18 protein-coding genes are annotated in these 20,296 nt (G+C 22.7%); 13 read left to right on the forward strand and 5 right to left on the reverse strand.

The window, feature by feature from the left end; translation table 4 throughout:
• Window positions 1-450 precede the first annotated feature (450 nt).
• From ACXUB0_RS04770 to ACXUB0_RS04780, 3 genes are all read left to right on the forward strand, one after another.
• Window positions 451-780 (forward strand): anthrax toxin-like adenylyl cyclase domain-containing protein, encoded by a 330-nt coding sequence (locus tag ACXUB0_RS04770; RefSeq protein ID WP_458257930.1) that lies wholly within the window; start codon window positions 451-453, stop codon window positions 778-780.
• A 328-nt stretch (window positions 781-1,108) separates the two neighbouring features.
• The gene (locus tag ACXUB0_RS04775) at window positions 1,109-1,390 is read left to right on the forward strand and encodes a hypothetical protein (protein ID WP_458257931.1); all 282 of its coding nucleotides are present in this window, start codon (window positions 1,109-1,111) and stop codon (window positions 1,388-1,390) included.
• 215 nt (window positions 1,391-1,605) lie between these two features.
• The gene (locus tag ACXUB0_RS04780; protein ID WP_458257932.1) at window positions 1,606-2,151 is read left to right on the forward strand and encodes a hypothetical protein; all 546 of its coding nucleotides are present in this window, start codon (window positions 1,606-1,608) and stop codon (window positions 2,149-2,151) included.
• Here ACXUB0_RS04780 and ACXUB0_RS04785 read toward each other — a convergent pair.
• A complete protein-coding gene (locus ACXUB0_RS04785) occupies window positions 2,126-4,192 on the reverse strand; it encodes a hypothetical protein (protein WP_458257933.1) in 2,067 nt (688 codons plus the stop codon). The genes ACXUB0_RS04780 and ACXUB0_RS04785 overlap by 26 nt on opposite strands.
• A 126-nt stretch (window positions 4,193-4,318) precedes the next feature.
• Here ACXUB0_RS04785 and ACXUB0_RS04790 point away from each other — a divergent pair, with 126 nt between their 5' ends.
• The 6 genes from ACXUB0_RS04790 to ACXUB0_RS04815 all read left to right on the forward strand — a co-directional run bounded on the left by ACXUB0_RS04790 (window position 4,319) and on the right by ACXUB0_RS04815 (window position 11,305).
• Window positions 4,319-5,212 carry a hypothetical protein gene (locus ACXUB0_RS04790; RefSeq protein ID WP_458257934.1) on the forward strand — a complete coding sequence of 298 codons (894 nt, stop codon included), beginning with the start codon at window positions 4,319-4,321 and terminating at the stop codon, window positions 5,210-5,212.
• Between the two features lie 13 nt (window positions 5,213-5,225).
• Window positions 5,226-6,380: a YitT family protein gene (locus ACXUB0_RS04795; protein WP_458257935.1), complete on the forward strand. Its 1,155-nt coding sequence runs from the start codon at window positions 5,226-5,228 to the stop codon at window positions 6,378-6,380.
• 151 nt (window positions 6,381-6,531) lie between these two features.
• On the forward strand, window positions 6,532-7,569 hold the full coding sequence (locus ACXUB0_RS04800) for a DUF3137 domain-containing protein (protein ID WP_458257936.1): 1,038 nt from the start codon (window positions 6,532-6,534) through the stop codon (window positions 7,567-7,569).
• Window positions 7,570-7,623: 54 nt separating this feature from the next.
• Window positions 7,624-8,700 carry a hypothetical protein gene (locus ACXUB0_RS04805; RefSeq protein ID WP_458257937.1) on the forward strand — a complete coding sequence of 359 codons (1,077 nt, stop codon included), beginning with the start codon at window positions 7,624-7,626 and terminating at the stop codon, window positions 8,698-8,700.
• Window positions 8,701-8,722: 22 nt separating this feature from the next.
• The gene (locus ACXUB0_RS04810) at window positions 8,723-9,601 is read left to right on the forward strand and encodes a hypothetical protein (RefSeq protein ID WP_458257938.1); all 879 of its coding nucleotides are present in this window, start codon (window positions 8,723-8,725) and stop codon (window positions 9,599-9,601) included.
• A 267-nt stretch (window positions 9,602-9,868) separates the two neighbouring features.
• On the forward strand, window positions 9,869-11,305 hold the full coding sequence (locus ACXUB0_RS04815; RefSeq protein WP_458257939.1) for a hypothetical protein: 1,437 nt from the start codon (window positions 9,869-9,871) through the stop codon (window positions 11,303-11,305).
• Window positions 11,306-11,503: 198 nt separating this feature from the next.
• Here ACXUB0_RS04815 and ACXUB0_RS04820 read toward each other — a convergent pair whose 3' ends face one another.
• The 4 genes from ACXUB0_RS04820 to ACXUB0_RS04835 form a co-directional block, all read right to left on the reverse strand.
• Window positions 11,504-11,788 (reverse strand): hypothetical protein, encoded by a 285-nt coding sequence (locus tag ACXUB0_RS04820; RefSeq protein WP_458257940.1) that lies wholly within the window; start codon window positions 11,786-11,788, stop codon window positions 11,504-11,506.
• Between the two features lie 260 nt (window positions 11,789-12,048).
• The gene (locus ACXUB0_RS04825; protein ID WP_458257941.1) at window positions 12,049-12,924 is read right to left on the reverse strand and encodes a hypothetical protein; all 876 of its coding nucleotides are present in this window, start codon (window positions 12,922-12,924) and stop codon (window positions 12,049-12,051) included.
• Between the two features lie 674 nt (window positions 12,925-13,598).
• Entirely contained in the window at window positions 13,599-13,826 is a 228-nt protein-coding gene (locus ACXUB0_RS04830) for a hypothetical protein (protein ID WP_458257942.1), read from the reverse strand.
• 300 nt (window positions 13,827-14,126) lie between these two features.
• Entirely contained in the window at window positions 14,127-14,375 is a 249-nt protein-coding gene (locus ACXUB0_RS04835) for a TIR domain-containing protein (RefSeq protein WP_458257943.1), read from the reverse strand.
• Window positions 14,376-14,622: 247 nt separating this feature from the next.
• Here ACXUB0_RS04835 and ileS point away from each other — a divergent pair, with 247 nt between their 5' ends.
• Genes ileS through ACXUB0_RS04855 form a run of 4 tightly spaced genes read left to right on the forward strand, consistent with a single transcriptional unit; the run spans window position 14,623 to window position 20,293 of the window.
• Complete coding sequence (gene ileS / locus ACXUB0_RS04840) at window positions 14,623-17,385, forward strand: isoleucine--tRNA ligase (RefSeq protein WP_458257944.1); 2,763 nt, start codon at window positions 14,623-14,625, stop codon at window positions 17,383-17,385.
• A 31-nt stretch (window positions 17,386-17,416) separates the two neighbouring features.
• Window positions 17,417-18,124 (forward strand): signal peptidase II, encoded by a 708-nt coding sequence (gene lspA / locus ACXUB0_RS04845; RefSeq protein ID WP_458257945.1) that lies wholly within the window; start codon window positions 17,417-17,419, stop codon window positions 18,122-18,124.
• Window positions 18,069-18,935 (forward strand): RluA family pseudouridine synthase, encoded by an 867-nt coding sequence (locus tag ACXUB0_RS04850; protein WP_256468411.1) that lies wholly within the window; start codon window positions 18,069-18,071, stop codon window positions 18,933-18,935. Before lspA ends, ACXUB0_RS04850 begins: the two co-directional genes overlap by 56 nt.
• The gene (locus ACXUB0_RS04855; protein WP_458257946.1) at window positions 18,935-20,293 is read left to right on the forward strand and encodes a hypothetical protein; all 1,359 of its coding nucleotides are present in this window, start codon (window positions 18,935-18,937) and stop codon (window positions 20,291-20,293) included. Before ACXUB0_RS04850 ends, ACXUB0_RS04855 begins: the two co-directional genes overlap by 1 nt.
• Window positions 20,294-20,296: the final 3 nt, after the last annotated feature.

Raw genomic sequence — 20,296 nt, forward strand, 5'->3', positions numbered from 1 at the left:
GTTTTAAGCACTCTTAATAGAGTGCTTTTTTATTTTAATAAGTATATTTAATTAATTATTAAAATGTGTACACTTATTTTGGATATTTTTTTATTTTTTTTAAAAAATATCTAAGAACCTGTTTAGGATCTTTTTTAACTTATTTTTGATTAAATTAATATCATAAATGTTATTTTATAGTTGAAAAATAAATTTTTAATCGATAAGTTGTCAAATGATAAAATCTTTTTAACAAAAAAATGACAAAGAAAATAAAATGTTAATTAACTGTCAGGTTAGAAATAATTATTCCCTTTTTTAGTTTAATTATGTTTAAAAGATTCCAAACAGGTTCTAAGAAGGAAAAATGTACTTGTATTTATTAAAATATGATAATCATATACAAAATGTGAAAAAATAGCATTAGAGTAAGTAAAAAATATATATAAGATAAAGAAGGGAAAATAAAATATGGAAATTTATATTAATAAAAATGTTGAAACATGTGAAAATAATGGAGTTTTAGAGAAACACTTTCAAGGTTTTGTTAAAACTGCTCAAGAAGAAAATGTAGTTATTATTCTAAGACCCGTTAATCCAATTACTAAATATTTGTTACCACAAAAATATCCAACAAAATCATCAAGTATTAAAAATAAAAGTTCTGATTGAGGTATACAATCTGGTTTTATAGTTGCTTTAGATGAGTTAGCATTTTTAAGCAAAATAGGATTAAAAGATAATGAAACACAAACTGAAAAAATAAATCTTCTTTGTAAGAACCTGTTTGGAATCTTTTAAACATAATTAAACTAAAAAAGGGAATAATTATTTCTAACCTGACAGTTAATTAACATTTTATTTTCTTTGTCATTTTTTTGTTAAAAAGATTTTATCATTTGACAACTTATCGATTAAAAATTTATTTTTCAACTATAAAATAACATTTATGATATTAATTTAATCAAAAATAAGTTAAAAAAGATCCTAAACAGGTTCTAAGAAATTTTCAATAAAATTAAATAAAAATAATAAAGATAATAAAATAAATCCTGTTTCTTTAAAATTAAAAAATAATGAAACTATTTTAAAAATTACTAGTGAACATTTTTTCTTTTTATTAGTTAATATGGAAAAGTTTGGAATTATTGATGCTGAATTTTTTTTGGATAAAATTTTTGTTAAATGTTGTCAACCAAAAAATAAAAAAAATGAGATAGTACTCTATTTAGAAAAAGAAAATAATAATATGTATAATGTTTATTATATTTTTGCGCTTGATGATGAAAATAATATTAAAAATTTAAATAATAGAGATTTAAAAGAAATAATAGAAATTGAAAAAAATAATTTAATTTATTTTCCAATTTCTATTTTTTGTCAAGAAATTTCTAAAGAAAAAAACCAATAATTCCTGATTATGATCTTTTTGCAGTTTGTTGAGAAATAGATGATGCAATAAAAAATCATCAACCACGAATACCTACAAATTCATTTGCAGCATTTAAACTAGATAGTTGATCAGTTGGTTATAAAGAAAGATATTTTAATAAAATTTTTAAAAAACCTAATAGTCGCGCAAAAGGCAAAGATTTTGAACAAGATGAAGAAGGCGGAGGAAATGTATTGGATAAAACTAAAGAATTTCTTGATAAATTAAATAAAAATTTAGGATATGAAAGAGGATTAAAGGATGAATTATGTCCGATTCATCATACCTTTGAACTTGTTAATCCTTATTCTAAAGGTTTTAATGAAAATTTTTATACATTTTTTTTACCTAATCAACAATTATTAATTGATTTTACATTTCCTAATGGAATAAAAGTAGATAAACAGACTATTTCTTATTTTGCTGTTTATGAACCTTTTAATGATGGAATTTTTTTATGAGAAAAATTTCTAGAACCTTTTTTGTTTTATATAAAAACAAAAGGATATTATGTTCCAAATAATTGTTTTGTAAAACAAACTGATTTTTTAGGTTTTGCTAATTCATTTAATCCTTGAGTTAGAAAAATAAGAAAAGAACAAAGTGAAAGACGGAAATCTAATGAACTAAGTTTATCAGTTAATGTTGAAGCAGTAAATAGTTTAGAAAATGATAAACCTAATTCCAAAAAAATAAAAGAGCAGTTATTTTGTATTAATTCACGTTTGTCTTTGTGTTAGATTCCTTTTTTTTAAATTGTTGTTTTAAGTATCAATCATAAATAATAGCAATAATAGTTAAAATGAAACCAATACTAAGAAAACCAGAAATAATATAACCTAAAGTATTACCACGGGCTTCATTAATTGTTCAATTAACTGATAAATTTCTTAGATTATTAATTTCTGTTGCATTCATATTTTCTAGCTCCTTAGAAGTATAATTAAGTTTTAAAGCAGCATTTCATAATTTTATACCAGTATCAGTAGTTCAAAATTCAACAATAGGTAAATTATTACCATGATAAAAAGTAAAATATTGTCAGTCGCTAATATTATTTCAATTAACAGTTTGTATTAAATATACATTATTATTGCTTTTGGCATTTAATTTAAAAGTAGTTTTTGGTTTTAATGTTCATAAATTCATTTTATTCATAGTAGTACTATCAATAGTAATAATATTTACAAATTGAATAGTATTATCATAGTTAAAATTAATTGTAAAACCGTCATTAGTATTAGTGCTATTAATATCATATAAATTATTATTTACTATTCCAACATATTTAATATTAGTATTAGTACTATTATCTAGTGTTGGCAAAATATTTTGATTATATATTAATACATGGTAAGTTATTATTTCATCTTTAAATTTAATATTAATTTCAGAATTACTATTAATAATAGTTGTAATACTATTATTAATATTTGGTAATAATGGTTGATTATCATTAATAGTAATATCTTTTAGTTCATCATTAGTTACATTTAAAATTATATTATTATTACTAATTCAATTATTAGTACGATTAACTGTAGTGAGTTTATCTTTATCAATATATGAATTAATAAAATTAGTCAATTGTTCATCTTTAGTTTTAGTAAATTTAATAGTATTAATTCGACTTCAATTGTTATTTTTACTATCACTTAGTAATAATTTACTTGTATTATTATTAATAAAACCAAGATTATCATTTATTCTTTGGAAATTGGCACAATAACCAATTTTAGTAAAAGTACCTAATTCATTTACAAAATAGCCAATTTCTTGTTCATCAATAAAAACACCTAAACCATCATGAAGTAAAATGAAATTATTCATATAATGTTCATTAATTTTTGTAAGTTTAATATCATTACTATCAGTAATGCTTAAATGATAAGGTTGTCCAAAAAATTTGGAGTTATTTTTGAGATTTACATTTAAAATTCCTTGATTGTTACCAGTCTTGCTAAAAAAAACAGTAGTAGTACTAAACAGTGGTTCCTTATTAATAATTAATGTTTTTGTTGTAGCATTACCATTATCATCTATTGTTAAATAAAATAATTGACCATTAACATCACGAATAATGCCACCATTATCATTAATGGCAACAAAAGAATTTAATAGTATTGGATTAGGAACATTAATATTAATTGGCTTGATATTACCATCAACTTTTAGAATATAAGAATTTTGATCACCACCAACAAAAACGCCAAAAGTAGAATTTATAGTAGTAAAACTAGTTTTACCTTTTCCATAATGATAGGGAGTAACTAAGTTAGTTACTTTTCCGTCTGTATTAATTAAGTAAGCACCAATATCGGTACTAACGATATTATTACCAAAGTTAGTAAAAGTATGATTTGGAGTTTCAATGGCAGTAGCATCATCACTAATACCATTTTTAGTCATTAAAAATGAATTATTAATAAAATTACTATCATCACTTTTATGAAAATTATTTAAAGTAGCAATTCCTAAGTTATCATCAAATCTAATAAAATTACTAATTTGTAAGTCTAAATTATTATATGTGCCATCCTTATTTAATAAATAAGATTGTGCTTGTGAATTTGTAAAAATACCAGCAATATAATTAGTTGAATCATTTTCATTTCAATTATAAAAATTTCCACTTTCAAAAGCTAAGGTTAAACTTTGTTCATTTAGGATAGTATTTTCTGATTTTATTTCTTTATGATGATAATTATTTATTTTCACTTGGCTTAAATTAGTAAAAGTGGCTAGTGAAATAGTAACTAGTGTATATAAAATTTTAAACATATTATCAATTCCTTTAATATAAACTAATATTAATTATAAAGATTTTGAAGATAGTGTATAGCAAAATAATAAAAATAAGTTACAATTTATATATGATATTTTATAAATTAAGGAATGATTATAATTATGAAAAAAATTTTAACATTAATGGGTACTATTGCTTTTGGTAGTGGAATAGTAACGCCAGTTTTAGCTTGTTCTGATCAACAACAAGATAGTATTTTAAAAGCAATTACTAATGGTAATGGTAATTATAATGGTTGAGAATCAACTTTATCAAAAGTTGGTATTAAAAAACCAGTGGGTGTTCCTATTGATGGTCAAAGACCTGAAAAAGAACAAGTTATTGAAAATAAACCATTAGAAAACAGTCTTGCACAATCACTTGCCAAATTAATTTTAGATAAAGCAAATATTAAAGAACCAACTTGATTTGATAGTCAATTAGAAGTAGGTACTAAATGTTATTATTTTACCATTGATAATGGTAAAATAGATGAATCAACAAAAGCAAGAACTTGAGATGTTGATGCTTCAACTGGTAGAATTAGTATTAATATTACTTATCAAGTTAGAGTAGTAAATAATGATAAAAGTTTTAAAGTTGAACAATACATAAAAAAAACTTTTAATATAAAATGTTCTTATACACAAAGCGATTACATAGTTTATAGTTGTGTTAGTGATGTTACTAAATTATCAGGACAAATAGTACCAATTAGTGTTGATGAAGAAACTAAACCTGATATTGATAAAACATATGCTGATTTTTCTCAAAAAACTAAAACTTTAGTTCAAGAAGGAATAAGTTTAGCATTAAATAATAATCCTCATGTTAATTCTGTTAATATTAATATCAAAGGAATTGATGGTCAAAAAGTTACAAGTTCTGGTCCTAATAAATTAGAACTTAAAGTTAATTTTGTGATTAGTTTTCAAGATTCATTAATTGACATGTCTTTACCTTCGCCTTATGATGATAGTAATTATGTTCCAACAATACTTCAATTTAATAGTTAAAAAGGAGTTTAATATGTCCAATAATTCAGAAGCAAAAAATAAAGATAAAGAGCCATCGTTAATTGTTGATGCCTTTACTTTTAAAAATATTGGTGTTAAGCAAGAGATCCATTCTTCATGAAAAAACTTTAATTGAAAAATAACTTCCAAAAATTTATTATTAATTTTTCTTGGTGCTTTTTTAACAACTGTTTCCTTTTTTTATTTTATTAATCGTGCTGGTTTATATACTAATGGTTTATCAGCTTTTGCACAATTAATAGCTAAATTTATTGCCTTATCTTATAATGGCAGTATTACTGAACAAGAAACAACCCAAGCATTTTGATTTTATCCAGTATATTTTCTTATTAATGGTCCTATCATTATTTGAGGACTATTCAAGGTTGGATTTCGTTTTACTCTTTATACTATTATTTATTTGTTATTTCAAAATGGAATTAACTTTTTGTTAACAGCAATTGATGCTCTTAAAAATTTTCAAGTTTTAGGTAATGAGCCATTAAAAGGTACTACAGATTATTGGCACTTAGTTTTACCACGTACTTTTATTTTTGCTGCTTTAGGTGGATTAATTTATGGTGCTGGTATTGGTATTTTATTTAAAACTGGTGGATCTAGTGGTGGTATGGATTTTATTAGTACTTATATTTCTATGAAACGTAAATATTCAATTGCTACTATTATTAGAAATACTAATATTATTATTGTTGTTATTGTTTTAATTCTTGATGGAACTTTTTTACAGAAAACTAGTCTTGTTGATAATTTTTTAGTTAGGCCTTATTTTATGTCAACGCTTGTTTATATTTATGTAGCAGCTTTTGTTATGAATAGAGTTTATCCAAAATATATGTTGATGAGTGTCTTTATTATTTCTAATGAATTAGAGCAAATCCGTAATGATATTTATCGAAATAATTATTTACGTGGTGGTAATGTTTGAAATGTGAAAGGTTTGTATTCAGGTAATGAATATAAAATGATGATGACAACAATGTCATTATTAGAATATAATTTTTTTAAAACAAAAATAGTTCGAATCGATCCTAAAGTTTTTATGGTAGCAGTTCCTGCAAAATATATGCATGGTGGTAATGCAGGTAAACCTCCACAAAATGCACCTGTTAATATTACTGAAATTAATGATTTTTTAGAAAAAAACTAATAATATATATGTTATAATGTAATTAGTTTTATAATAGTAGGTTTTTAGACTTCTAAATAGATTATTACATCTATAGTTAGTCTTTTTCTATTTTTTATAAAACAAAATTAGTTATAAATTATATTAAAAATTAAAAAAGAATGGAATAATTATGAAACATAATTTATCGCCAAAGGTTGTAAATGAGATTGTTAATAATATTTATACTGACTATAATAATAGTAGTAATCATTGATGAATTAAATTAATAAATAATCGTTTATGAATTAGTTTATGAATTATTATTATCATTGTTGCTCTAGTTGCTATTGGTGCTAGTATTGGCATTAACAAATCATCATTTATTAAAAAACCATTTATCATTATTAGTATTATTGGATTCATTGTTGGATGTTTTTTATTAGTACAGAGTTTTGTATTAAAAACTAAAATTCATGAAAAATTAATAGAAGAATTACCAATTATTAACTATTATCAATGAGTTATTAAAGATAATAATTCACAAATGAATTTAACAACTATTAGTGATTATTGAACAATTGAACCACAAGGTAATTTACCTTTAGATGAACAACCTAATTATTATAATTATTGCGAACAAGTAATGATAGGAAGTATTAATGGTCAAAATTTTAACTATGGAAGTATCATTAACCAAAAAGTTATGTATGAGACAAGTTCTGGATATAATAGTGCTGCTCAAGTTATTGAAACAGAAAAAATTACTTGTTATTATGCACGTTTTGTTTATTATACAACTATTATTAGGAATAATAATTTTACAATGACATTAACACCACGTAATATATTTTCAAAAAAATTTCGTAGTAAAAAGAAAGTTCAATTAGAATCACATTTATTTGAAGATTTATTTGAAGTAAAATGTGATAATCAAATTAAATTAAGATTAATTTTAGAACCAAAAGTAATGAATTTACTTAATGAATTTGCTTATAGTTTAGGAAATAAGGATTTACCAGTTATTCACATAGAAAATGAACAATTAACATTAAGTTGAAAATATGAATTAGGAAAAAATCCTTATAATGATGGAAAAGGAAAATTGATGGTTTTACCCACTACTACTAATCTTGAAAAGTTTATTAATAAATTATTAGCAATTATTACTAAAGATATTTTAAATTTAACGCAAGCACAAATGTGAGTTAATAACTTACAATTATTTTAATAATAATTTATATAAATTACTTTACAATAATTTAAAAATAAGGTAGATAAAATTATGAATAACTATCAATTATTAAAATCAAGTTGAAAATGATTTAACAATAAATATTTGATGCAGACGATCTTATGAATATTGTTAACAATTTGTTTGATTATTTGTGCAATTTTATGAGAAGTTAAAAGTAGTATTTTTAATAAAATTTTAACATTTGATTTTTTTAATAATGCTAGTATTACTGATGAAACTATTATTACTTTAAAAACTTATTTATATATTGCCATTTTTAGTAGTTGTATTGCAAGTAATACTTTAATATTTATTCAAATCAGATGTTGAATGAAAAAATATATTGAAAATAAATATAAGGTAATTTCAAATTTTGAAAATAATTTCTTTATTTTTAAAGCTTTATTAGTATTAAATGTTGCTAGAAACATTACTTATATTTTTTGTTTTACTAATGTTTTTACCACATTATTTGTTTTAACTTATTGATTTTATTATTTTATTATTTATATTATTTTAGAAAAAATATTAGAAGAAAAAAATCAGATTCTTGGTAATCCTTGATGAAAAGATATAGAAAAACGATCATTATTTATTATTTTAGGTTTTGAAGTTTTATATTTAATTGTAAAAAATTCAATTTTGAATTTTACTAAGGGTACTATTAACATTGATCAAGTTTTAAAGTACTTTATTCCCGCTAGTTCTTTAGCATTAATATTAGCAGTCTTCATTCAAAGTTTAGTTAAAAATGATGTTAAAACTATTTTAAATAATATTAAAAATGTTAAAACCAAAGTTGATGATTTTAAAATATTTTATAATTGAGATTATAAAAATATCATTAGTGATTTTCTATTTGTTAAAGAAGCACCATTAATTATTCGAAATGAATTAAAACAAAAAGTATTAACTAATGAAGAAAAAATTAAAATATTTGAACTTTTACATGAAATTTATCAATTTCTAATATTTGTTGAAAAACAAAATATTAAAGTTAGTGAGTTGAAATATATTTATTATCATTTATTTTATGAAATAACAAACCGCGATGAAATTTCACAAATTAAAAATAGAATTATTAATACAAAAAAGAAAAATTTGAAGATAATACTAAAAAAGTAGTGATTATCTAAGGAAGTTTATTATGAAAAAAATATTAAAAATTATAAGTGTTTTTGCATTTACTAGTATTAATATTAGTGCATGTGATGTTTTTCACAATTCATCAGTTGATTATCAGCAATTATTAGAAGATGCTGCAAATTTAATTGCTAATAATACTTATCCCAATTTTAATAATTTTTTAAAACCCGAAAATAAAACTCATGTTTTTGATTTTAAAAAATTAATTGAAGACAATATTAGTGACTTGTTTAATATTGCTCCAGAAGATTTTAGTAATATTACTTATGAAATTACTAATGGTCAAGATGAAATAAAAAAAATTAGTACTACTAATATTAAAATTCATTTAGCTGTTTATAATAATTCTACGGTAAAAGATTGTAGTTTTGATGCTAATTTTAGTCCATTACAAGATTATATAAATGAAAAATTAGAACCATTAGTTAATGGAACACAATATTTATCAATTAACAAAAAAGACAGTGGTGGATTTTATAATGATTTAGTTACTGCTGGTGCTACTTTTAAAAGGGAAGAAAAAAATCAAAAAGAACAATATTTAAGAAATAATTCAGATAAAGCTAAAAATTTTTGAAAATTATTTCAAGAGTGAATTCCTTCTGAAGAAGTGAAAAACCCTTTACTTGGTAATATTTTAGTTCCATTATTAAATTTTATTCCAAAAAAACCCTTTACTTGGTTAACTTTTGATAATTTTAAACCATATTTGTTAAATGCTGGCGGCTATAATAATGTTATTGCTATTACTGGCAATAAAAAATTTGGTGATAAATATTATGATTATATAAAAATTGGATTAGAGGGTAAAAATTCAAAGGATATTGCTTTTGGTAATAAATATGAAGGTTTAACTTTTATTTTTACTACTAATAGTTAATTAATAAATTTTTAGTTCCTTTTTGAAAAGATAAAAATTAATAATAAAAATTACTTTTATAACTAATTTTGTATTAAAAAAATTAAAAAAAATATAGACAAGTTATAAAACATATGCTATTATTTTTTCATACCTTTTTAGGTTAAATAATATATGCGACTAAAAGAAGTAGTTTCACGTAATAATTATATTACTGGATACTACTTTTTATTTTAAAAAAGTAGCAACTTAAGAAAATTATTATTATATATGAAAGAAGTGTTTAAAATGTCTCCTTTATTTACAGGTAATCAAAATCTTAATATTTGTAGAATGTCTGATGATAGTGCAATAAGTTTATTAGGTTCAAGTGGTGATTTTTCTAGCATATCTAATAGTAGTACAATATCTATTTTTGAAGAAACTGCTATTAGAAAAAACAAATATTTATCAAAAATAACTAAACTTTTAGGTAAAAATATTACTTTTATTGTTGCTCTTTCTGGTAATATCACTTCTCAAATGATAATTAGTACTACTGTTGCTAAAACACCATGAAATTGACAAACTATTAAGGATAGTTTGCTATTTAGTGGTATACTTATTGGTTTTGATACAGCTATTGAACCTTTTATTTTTGGTTCAATCGAAAATATTGAAAATTGAGTTATAGATAAATGAAAAAACAATGAAAATAATATTAATGTAGGAAAAGAAATAATAAAAGTTATTCCTTTCTTATTATTTTTAAGTTATTCTGGTGTAATTTTGGATAGAGCTTCTAATAATATTTTAGATAATTGAATTTCAATGGAAATTCTTGGACAGACAACTATTGAATTTACTAGTTATGTGTTAAATATGACTTTTCATGGTGCAATCATTTCTAGGATAGAAAAAGTAATAAAATTAGGTTGAGAAAAAGTTAAAAGATTATTTAATAACAATATTAATGATATAGAAAATCAACTTCTTAATAGTGAACAAAATATTGATGAAAATAGTAATTTTTTTTATAAAAATATTTTATCATTATTTTTTATAACACCAATATCAATGTCTATAACATGAGGTACTGAGAATTATATATCTAATCAAGAATTTACTTGAAAAAAACTGTCAACAGATGCTCCAAAAGTTATTGGTGGTATAACTCTTTCTCTAGTTTCATCTTTACTTAATTGTATGGTTAATAAAGAAGGAATACCATTTCTTCCAAAACTGAGTACTGTTATAGATACTATTAAAAGATGAACTGGTTATCAACAAAATAATGGTAATATTGAACAATCAGTAACATCATGTCAATCTTCTATTAATGATTCTTGTTTAGTAGATGTTTTTAGTGAATTAGAAAGTATTGAAGAATTTTCTAGTTTTATTGGACAATTATGTAATGAAGAAAAATGAAATTTTAAAAATGATGAAGAAAATGAAATCTTTTTTGATGCTGTTGAAGAGCAGAAAGTAAATAGTAATTTTGGATCTACTACTAAACCAAGAAATAACTATGGAACATTCAATAACTATTGTGGAGGTTTTTTAGAAATCAGAAAAAAGTATTTTAGTAAATTAAAGTACTTTTTTTATTGTATATTTATTTTTTCAATTATAAATTTAAATTGGGATTTAATCAAAATACCATATAATTCAATATTATTTTATACTTTTTTAAATTTACAATTGTTTGTAAGAATAATTAAACTAATTATCGTTATATTTTAAAATGAATAACGTCGTTGTCTTAGAACCTGTTTGGAATCTTTTAAACATAATTAAACTAAAAAAGGGAATAATTATTTCTAACCTGACAGTTAATTAACATTTTATTTTCTTTGTCATTTTTTTGTTAAAAAGATTTTATCATTTGACAACTTATCGATTAAAAATTTATTTTTCAACTATAAAATAACATTTATGATATTAATTTAATCAAAAATAAGTTAAAAAAGATCCTAAACAGGTTCTTACATTTGTAGGAGGTTGCATATTGTCCATAGAATTAGCTTTATCTACATCAAACTGATTTTCAACTGTAATTATATTATTTTCAACATTTATTATTGTTTTATCATTCATTAGTTCATTTATAGTTTTAAGTTTTCTACCATCCAGTTCTTGTTTTAATATATTAAATTGTGTTTCTAACTTAGTTTCTAATTTATCACTTGTTAAATCCTTAGAACCTGTTTGGAATCTTTTAAACATAATTAAACTAAAAAAGAGAATAATTATTTCTAACCTGACAGTTAATTAACATTTTATTTTCTTTGTCATTTTTTTGTTAAAAAGATTTTATCATTTGACAACTTATCGATTAAAAATTTATTTTTCAACTATAAAATAACATTTATGATATTAATTTAATCAAAAATAAGTTAAAAAAGATCCTAAACAGGTTCTTAGATACTGATTTAACTTCTTTTTTTTCTTTTTCTTTTTTATCTTTATTATTTTTAAATATTTTATTATAAATTCATGATTCAACTTTTTTTGATGCAGTTGAAAAAAACTGATGTAATTGCTTTAAAACCTCCACTAATAAAAACTGAAGCAATAGCAATATCAATCTTAATTGTTGCCACTACTACAGCAGCCAAATAAGGAGCTAAAATCACAGGAAGCAAATTTGGAAGAACAGCAATAACAATAGTAATGACTAAAATAATAACCCAAACTTTTCACTCCGTTTTAGATGGCTTTGATTTTAATTCCATTTTTTCTTTTAATAAATCTTTAACTGACATTGTACTAATATTATTTGCATTTTCTTTATCAATTAAACAAGTGCTTTTTTTATATTCTTCAATACTCTGGTACTTTTTAGTTTGTTTTCAAACTTCAACCTCAATTTTTTCATTATTATCAAAATATATTATTTCTTCAAAAATTGATTCATCATTATAAACTACAGTTGTTATATAAAATATCTTATCTTCAATTGGAAAAATTTCTTCATAAATTTTTTGAACATTTTGACTTTTAATATTTCATTCTTTTTTTATTTCTTTTTTTAACTTAGAAATATTAGAAAATATTTCTAGTTTTTGCTCTTCAGTTAAATTTTCTTCATCAATTTTTCTTTGTAGTTCTATTCTTCTATTAATATTTTCTTTTAATGATAACGGCATCCAATCATCACTATAACTATCTAGTTCATTATTTAAATTGCTTATAGTATTTTCTAATTCTTCAATTTTAGAATTATTTTTTTCTATTTTAAGAATATTATTTTTGATTTCTTCAATTTCTAATTCTTTATCTGATATTGTTTCTTTAAGCGCAAAATATTCTCTAAATTCACTATCGGTTGTATTTTGTTTCTTAGTTTTATTTATTTCCATTTTTCTTTCTTTACGTTTTAAATCATCAAGTAATGGATTAAGTTGAATAATTTCTAATTCAAAAAGATTTTCTCTAATAATAGTTAATTTTTTATTTAAATCATCATTTGTTCTTTTGACATCTTCTATAAATTATTTCGTAAATTTGACAACCGCCCTCACGCATTTTATACACCTTCTTAGTAAAATAAAACCCATTTACTTACAAACAAAGCAATGGGTTAAAAACTATATTTAGTTTTACACTTATCTTTTACCAAATTTTAGAAATTTTTACAATATTTTTTATTTTCATATTATATAAATAATTTAAATATTATTAAATTTTGAGGTATATAATAATTATTTAAAATAAAAGAGTTACCAATAATGGTAACTCCTATTCACTGTTAGGTGCCAACCGCAATGAATATTTACTTACCCTTAACTAAGTAAGTATTTTTATTATACTACTAAAATAAAGTTTTTTTAGTTTTATTTACTAAAAAAATTAAAACCTTTTTAATTTTATATATTTTTGATATTTATAATTAACTACTAATATACATCTGTATTCTTATTGGTATTCAATTATTTATTTTTTTCTAATTAAAAATATTATTTAAAACAACATTCTGATTACATAAAATTTTCTTAAATAATTGATAAAAAAGTATATTTTTTAATTTTTAACCTTAATAATAATATTGAAAATCTTTTAAAAGATTTTCACAACTAAAAAGTTTTTCAAAATAATGTTCGTTATTATTAACTTCAGTTTTAACTTTTTCAAAAAATCATCTTTTTGATTTATGTTTTTGTGAAAAATAACAATTTAGTTTATTTTTAGATTTTTTTGGACAATTTTCTACATTTTCTTCAAATAAATTTATTTCTTTGAAAAGTTCAACGTTTTCTTTCAATTTTTCAGTTTTAACTTTTTCAAAAAATAATTTTTTTGATTTATGTTTTTGTGAAAAATAACAATTTAGTTTATTTTTAGATTTTTTTTGGACAATCTTCTATATTTTCTTCAAATAAATTTATTTCTTTGAAAAGATCAAAGTTTTCTTTCAATTTTTCAGTTTTAACTTTATCTTGACATTTATCAAGTAATTTTTTTAACTTTAAAGGATTTGAAACTATATTTGAAAAAATTTCAACGATTGCATAGTTATTTATTACATTTTCATAAATTCTTGGAGTAGAATTTTGTTCATTAATTAAAGTTTTGTAATCATTATCATTAAAATCACAATTTTTTTTGCTTTCTTAATAAAATCATCAGTTAAAAGTATTAATAAACCATTTTTTCCCCTTCGATGGAGGCTACCATATATTGATAATGAAGATGCAATTTCTCAATCAATATGTTTTCTACATTTTGTATGTTTTCCTAAAATAACTACAGTAATATCTGAATCTTTTAAATACTCTTCTCTAATAGTTTTAAATATCTTTTTAGGAGGCAATATTATTCATTAACCTCTTTTTTAAAATTTTAAAAATATTTTTTATAAACTTTAATAAGTTTATACTTTATTATAAAATAATACTCACTAAAAGTAATATTTTTAACTTTTAAGTTTTATAAAATCTTATTATTAAAATAAAGTAAATATTATACAAATTTCAAGTAATTACTAGTATAATGATTTAAGAATAAAAAAGAATAATTAGTACAAATAAAACTTGTTATTTTAAAGGAGAATAATATACATGAATAAAAACTATAAAGATACATTATTAATGCCTCAAACTAACTTTGAAATGCGTGCTAATTTAACTATAAAAGAACCACAACTACAAAAATATTGACAAGACCAAAAAATATATCAACAACTAATTAACAAAAATAAAAAATCTACGAAAACTTTTATTCTTCATGATGGACCTCCATATGCTAATGGTGATCTACATTTAGGACATGCATTAAATAAAATTTTAAAAGATATTATTGTTCGCTATTATAATAGTAGCAATTATTATGCACCCTATATTGCAGGTTGAGATACGCATGGTTTACCTATTGAAACAGCAGTTACTAACTCGGGAATTAATCGTAAAACAATAGCAGTATCAGATTTTAGAAAACAATGTCAAAAATATGCAGAACTGCAAGTTGCTAATCAAATTAATCAATTTAAAACATTAGGATTATTAACAGATTTTGAAGATCATTATGTTACTTATGATAAAAAATATGAATCTGAACAAATTAAAGTTTTTGCTAAAATGGTAGAAAAAAAACTAGTATATCGTAATTTATATCCTGTATATTGATCACCATCAAGCGAAAGTGCCTTAGCTGAAGCTGAAGTTGAATATTTAACAAAAACTAGTGCTGCTATTTATGTTGCCTTTTTACTAAATGATGAAAAAAAAATATTTAACTTACCTACCTCACTAATAATTTGAACAACAACACCATGAACCATTCCTAGCAATCAAATGTTAGCAGTAAATGAAGAATTTACATATAGTATTATTAAAACTAATGAACAACAATATATTATTGCACAACCATTGATTGATTCTTTTACTAAAGCAAACAACATCACCGATTTTATAATTGTTAAAACAATTTCTGGTAAAGATTTAATTGGATTAACAGCATTACATCCATTATATCAAAGAAAAACTCCAATCGTTCATGGTTCTCATGTTACTATAAATGATGGAACTGGAATTGTTCATACTGCTCCAGCGTTTGGTGAAGAAGATTTTGATTTAGGATTAAAACATAATATCAAAATTCTTTGTCCAATTAATGATCAAGGTCAATTTACAGCAGAAATCAATGATGAACAATTAGTCAATAAATTTTATGATGATACTAATAAAATTATTGTTGAGCGCTTAAAAAATAATGGTACATTAATTGGTATGAAATGATTTAAACATCAATATCCACATGATTGACGAACTAAAAAACCCGTTATTTATCGTGCTACTTTACAATGATTTATCGCTATTGAAAAAATCAAACCATTACTTACTAAAAATATTAATAAAGTAAATTTTGTTCCTGAATGAGCAAAAAAAAGAATGTTATTAATGACAAATAATCGCTATGATTGATGCATTTCTCGTCAACGTGCTTGAGGATTACCAATTCCAATTTTTTACACCGAAAAAAAAGAACCAATCATGGATATAAACCTTATTAATCATGTTGCTGATTTATTTGCTAAACATGGTTCAAATATTTGATTCGAAAAAGAAGCAAAAGATTTATTACCACCTAAATATCAACATAAAGATAGTCCAAATGGTATTTTTTATAAAGAACAAGACATCATGGATGTTTGATATGATAGTGGCGTTTCCCACTTGGCAGTTATTAAAAATAATAATTTACCTTGACCAGCAGATTTATATTTGGAGGGTAATGATCAATTTCGTGGTTGATTTAATTCAAGTTTAACAACAGGAACTATTACTAATAATAGTAGTCCCTATAAAAACTTGCTGGCACATGGTTTTGTAACTGACGCTAAAGGCAATAAAATGTCAAAATCAATTGGTAATGTTATTAGTGTTAAATCAATTTGTGATACTAATGGTGCTGATATTTTACGATTATGAGTAGCCAGTGTTGATTTTACTGATGATACAAGAATTGGTACTGAAATTTTAAAACAAGTTAGTGAAAACTATCGTAAAATCAGAAATATTTTTCGTTTCTTACTAGGTAATTTATTTGATTTAGATATCAAAACTATTGAAAATAAAACAGAAGAAGAAATTATTAATAGTTTATCAGAAGTTGAACAATATATTTTAAATAAATTAAACGGATTAGTGACTAAAATTAATGAAAATTATCAAACTTACCAATTTAATACTATCTATCATTTAATTTTAAATTTTGTTACTAATGATTTGTCTGCTTTTTATTGTGATTTTACTAAAGATATTTTATATGTTAATAGCAAAAATGACATTAGAAGAAAACAAGTACAAATGACAATGTTTTTAATAGTAAAAACTTTAATTGGTTTATTAGCCCCTATTTTACCACACACTACTGAAGAAGCATTCCAAAGTTTAACTAAAAAAGATTTAAACACAAGCAGTGATTCTATTCATTTAAAAAAATTTCCACAACCATGAAATTTAAACAAACCAACAAAACTAATGGAAAAATGAGAATATTTTATTAACTTTAAAAATGAAGTTAATAAAGTTATTGAACAAGCTAAAAAAGACAAAATTGTTAAAACAGCCTTAGAAACAATAGTGACTATTATTTTTAAAGATAATCATAATATCTTATCAACAATTGATGAAAAAGAATTAGCACAATTATTAATTGTTAGTGAAGTTAATATTAATTATAATAATAGCAACGTTAATGACTGAACTATTAATCTTAAAACAAAAGAGGGTACTAAATGTCCTCGCTGTTGATTAATTGTTAATGAAACAAAAGAAGATGTTTGTAATCGTTGTTTTGAAGTGTTATCCTTAATAATGTAAATAACTAATATTAGTTTAGAAAGAAGTAATTATGGAATTTTCTTGATTAGCAATTAAAAATCATTTAAAAACACGTGATTGAAAATGATTAACTAAAATAATTTGTTTTTGTGCAATTATTATTCTAATTGTCACTGATCAAATGATAAAATTAGCAGTACAAAATGGAATAAAAGTTGGTGAAGAATATAAATTCATACCCGGATTTATTAATTTAAAATTTATTATTAATTATGGTTCTGCTTTTAGTTTTTTTCAAAATCAAAAAATCTTTCTAATAACTTTTGCTTTTCTAGTAGCAATTGCTAGTAGCACCTGACTATTATTTACTAAATCTATTAACAGAGCACTAGGTCTCAGTTTTGTTATTGCAGGAACAATCGGTAATTTAACCGATAGATTTTTACATAGTGGTGGTGTTATTGACTTTTTATTATGACAACTATTCCCACCATATACTATTTTTAATACTGCGGATATATTTATTACCATTGGTATCACAATTATTATTCTACAAATAATTATTGGAACCATAATTAATACCTATCAAGAAAAGTTTGGAGAACACAATAATGAAGTCAACAACGGAACATTCACAACAATCATCAATGATAGAAAATCAAAAGATGATAAAACTAACATATCATGAAAACAAAAATATCCGCATCGACAAATATTTAGCAATGATATTAACAGAACATCATTATTCACGAAATTTTATCCAAAATTTAATCACTAATGGGCAAGTAATAGTTAATAATAAAACTATTTCATCAGCTAACTTATTATTAAAAAATAATGATGAAATAAATATTATTATTAAAAATGAAAAAGAGAACACTTTAAAAGCAACTGCAATTGATTTTGAAATAATTTATGAGGATAATGAAATTCTTGTTATTAACAAACCTAATAATTTGGTTGTCCACCCAGGAGCAGGTAATTGAGATAATACTTTAGTTAATGGATTATTATTCCAATCTAAAATTGAAAATATTGATGAAAATAATTTACGTCCAGGCATTGTTCATCGTATTGACAAACAAACGACAGGGTTATTATTAGTAGCTAAAAATAAAATTAGTCATCATATTTTAGCAGAACAATTACAAAAACATGAAATTAAACGAATTTATATTGCATTAGTTCATGGTACAATTAAAGGTAGATCAGGAACCATTAAAGCGCCTATTGCTAGAAGCAATAATAATCGTCTAAAAATGATGGTCAATGAACAAAATAGTAAGAAAGCAACTACTCATTTTACAGTTATTGAGCGATTTAAAGACTATACTTTAGTTCAATGTCAATTAGAAACTGGTCGAACACACCAAATTCGTGTTCATTTTGAGTGAATTGAACATCCAATTGTAAATGACCCTTTATACAGCAAGTTTAAATTGGAAAATGCTAATATTGGACAATACTTACATGCTAAAGTCATTACTTTTACTCATCCCACAACTAAAAAAGTTATGACTTTTGAATGTAATTTACCTGATTTTTTTGAAAATAAATTACAATTATTACGAAAGGAAAGTGTTAAATAATGGATGATAATATTCTAGATATTTTAGGTTTACAATTAGTTGATTATTTTATTAGTCATCAAGATTATCGACCATTTAATGTTCCTAAAGAATTAAAGCTACATGTTAAAGGTGAAGTATATCTAACTAATAAAGATAGTAATACTTATCATATCATTAAAATTATTAAAGAAAATAATTTTAATCCTCACCATTTAAAAAATAAAGATGAAGTTTATGAAATTTTACATAAACAATTAGCAGATGAAGGTGTTAAAGATATTCGTTATTTAATGGTTATTTTAAATGATGATAACCAAAACGAAAATCGAATGTCACCAGCGGTTGATGTTATTATTGCTACTAGTGAAAAAATTGTTCAAGAATTATCTAAATTTTATCGTAGTATTACTAAATTTATTAAGGTAGACTTACCCCAACTTGAAACTGAAACCGAAAATAATGAAGAGACTAATGAAGATAATGGTACTGGAACTTTAAGTGATAATTGAAAAAAAGTTAATTTTCAAAACCGTCGTTACTTAAGCGAAACATTAAAAAAATGTACTAATGCTAATTTGGCAGTTACCTGATTTCTTTTTATAATTCCTATTATTACACTTGTTGTTTTTCTAGTAATTATAAATCTTAGTCAAGATGATTGATTAGCATTAGATTATAAACAACAACATTTGCTTTTTGGTGCCAATTATCATAACTTAATATTTGGTGCTTATCAATATTGAAGGTGATTAATTTATCCATTTGCTGGTAATGATATAAATCCTTCAGCTCCTATTAATTTAATATTTTCACTTTGAATGTTTTATCGTATTGGTAGATTTGTTGAAGGATTTTATGGATGATGAAAAGCAATTTTCATTTGAATTGGTGCAATGATTCTAACCGGTATTTTACAAAGTGTTGTTGATAATATTAATATCATGTCAGGATTTTGAGTTTTTCCTGTAATTTCATTAGGAGCAATGTTACCTTTCATTTGAAATTATAAATTATTTAAAACTCCAATTATGAGTCGTTTCTTTACAACTATTTTATTAATGTTAATATTTTGATTTATAACTGATCAACAAGTAGTGACATTATTATATTGAATGATTGCTTTTGTCACAGGATGATTATTTGCTTCTTTAATCGGATATCATAATCGTAAAATAACTGTGTATTATGCTTTTAGTCCAATTGCTATTGGTTCATTAGTATTATTTGTTGGTTTACTTTGGGGTTTAAATAATTATTATCCTGTTGATGATAATAATTATACTTTAGAAGTATTAAAACAATATCAAAAACTTGGTCTAATTAGTCAAAGTACTATTAATAGTATTATGCTTAATTACTTTCACATACAAGTATAAAAA

It is taken from the genome of Spiroplasma endosymbiont of Dactylopius coccus, from assembly GCF_977110965.1.